This window comes from Oleiphilus sp. HI0086 (assembly GCF_001635225.1).
In genome coordinates, this window is the sequence record NZ_LWFZ01000748.1 from 1 (window position 1) to 2090 (window position 2090).

At 46.0% G+C, this 2090-nt stretch carries 1 protein-coding gene; it reads right to left on the reverse strand.

Annotated features, from left to right (window positions below):
- Positions 1-310 precede the first annotated feature (310 nt).
- Positions 311-2090, reverse strand: a 1780-nt coding sequence (gene dnaK / locus A3756_RS12670; RefSeq protein WP_068553618.1) for a molecular chaperone DnaK, incomplete at its 5' end; no start/stop codon positions are given.

The window sequence follows — 2090 nt, forward strand, 5'->3', positions numbered from 1 at the left end:
CATCAGCTGAGCGTTCAATACCCAGAACTTCGTAATAATCTCGTTTCGACATATGCAACAACCGTATTCAATAAAACCGTAAATAAAACTCTTCCCCGACCTCTGCCGAAGGATGAATCATTTTGCTAGCGCAGCTCTCAATAGCTCTATTGCGCATTAATACAAACTGACCTAGCAAAATAAACCTGAAGATATGCAAACGCGGAAGGCGATGCTTCCGCGTTCAAACGTAAGCTTTCAAACCAGAAGATTCAAAAATTACGCTATTTAAGTCTCAGAACAGGAGGGGCTACGCCCTCCTATCGACAACTTACTTCTTGTCGTCTTTAACTTCTTCAAACTCAGCGTCAACCACATTGTCGTCCGCTGCGCCAGCTGGCTCTTCTGCTGCACCGCCTTGCGCTGCTGCTTCTGGGCCTGCGCCCGCTGCTGCTTGCTCAGCATACATCTTTTGAGCCAAACCTGATGAAGCTTCAGTCAATGCCTGAGTCTTCGCTTCGATATCTGCCTTATCATCACCCTTAAGCGCTTCTTCAAGGTCAGTAATCGCAGCTTCAATCGCAGTTTTCTCTTCTTCAGTCGCCTTATCACCAGCTTCTTCTAGAGTCTTCTTAGTCGCATGAACAATCGCATCACCTTGGTTACGCGCAGTCACTAGCTCTTCGAACTGGCGATCGGCATCAGCATTTGCTTCTGCATCATTTACCATTTGCTCGACTTCATCATCAGATAGACCAGAAGAAGCTTTAATCACGATAGACTGCTCTTTACCTGTCGCCTTGTCTTTCGCCGATACGTTCAAGATACCGTTTGCATCGATGTCAAAAGTCACTTCGATCTGAGGCATACCACGAGGGCCCGCAGGAATATCTGACAAGTCGAAACGTCCCAAAGATTTGTTCTGAGCCGCTTGCTTACGCTCACCCTGTACAACGTGAATCGTTACAGCAGACTGGTTATCTTCAGCCGTTGAGAAGATCTGGGACTTCTTACTTGGGATAGTCGTGTTCTTCTCGATCAATGCTGTGGCTACGCCACCCATTGTTTCGATACCCAAAGTTAATGGCGTAACGTCTAGTAGCAGTACGTCTGTTACGTCACCAGCCAATACCGCAGCCTGGATCGCTGCACCCATTGCTACCGCTTCGTCTGGGTTAACGTCTTTACGTGGCTCTCTGCCGAAGAACTCTTCAACCTTCTTCTGAACCAAAGGCATACGAGACTGACCACCAACCAAGATAACGTCGTCAATTTCTGAAGCGCTAAGACCTGCATCATTCAATGCAGTCTTACAAGGCGCTAAACTACGTTCAACCAAATCTTCAACTAGCGACTCTAGCTTCGAACGCGTCATTTTCACGTTAAGGTGCTTAGGACCTGACGCATCAGCCGTAATATAAGGAAGGTTTACATCTGTCTGTTGCGCACTTGAAAGCTCAACTTTTGCTTTTTCAGCCGCTTCTTTCAAACGCTGCATCGCTAGAGGATCACCTTTAAGGTCGATACCGCTATCTTTCTTGAACTCATCAGCCAAGTAATCGATTAGCGTCATATCGAAATCTTCACCACCCAAGAAGGTGTCACCGTTAGTCGCTAATACTTCAAACTGCTTCTCGCCATCAACGTCAGCAATTTCGATGATAGAAATATCAAAAGTACCACCACCCAAGTCATAAACAGCAATTGTTGAATCGCCTTTGCTCTTATCTAAACCGAACGCTAGTGCTGCTGCAGTTGGCTCGTTGATAATACGCTTAACATCTAGACCAGCAATTTTACCGGCATCCTTAGTTGCCTGACGCTGAGAATCGTTAAAGTAAGCAGGAACTGTAATTACCGCTTCAGTTACTGACTCGCCTAGAAAGTCTTCAGCCGTTTTCTTCATCTTCTTCAAGATTTCTGCAGAGATCTGAGGTGGCGCTTTCTTATCGCCCTTAACTTCTACCCACGCATCACCATTGTCAGCTTTAGAAATGGTGTAAGGCACCATTGAGATGTCTTTCTGTACAACTTCATCTTCAAAACGACGACCAATTAAACGCTTGATCGCAAACAAAGTATTAGTCGGGTTCGTTACTGCCTGACGCTTA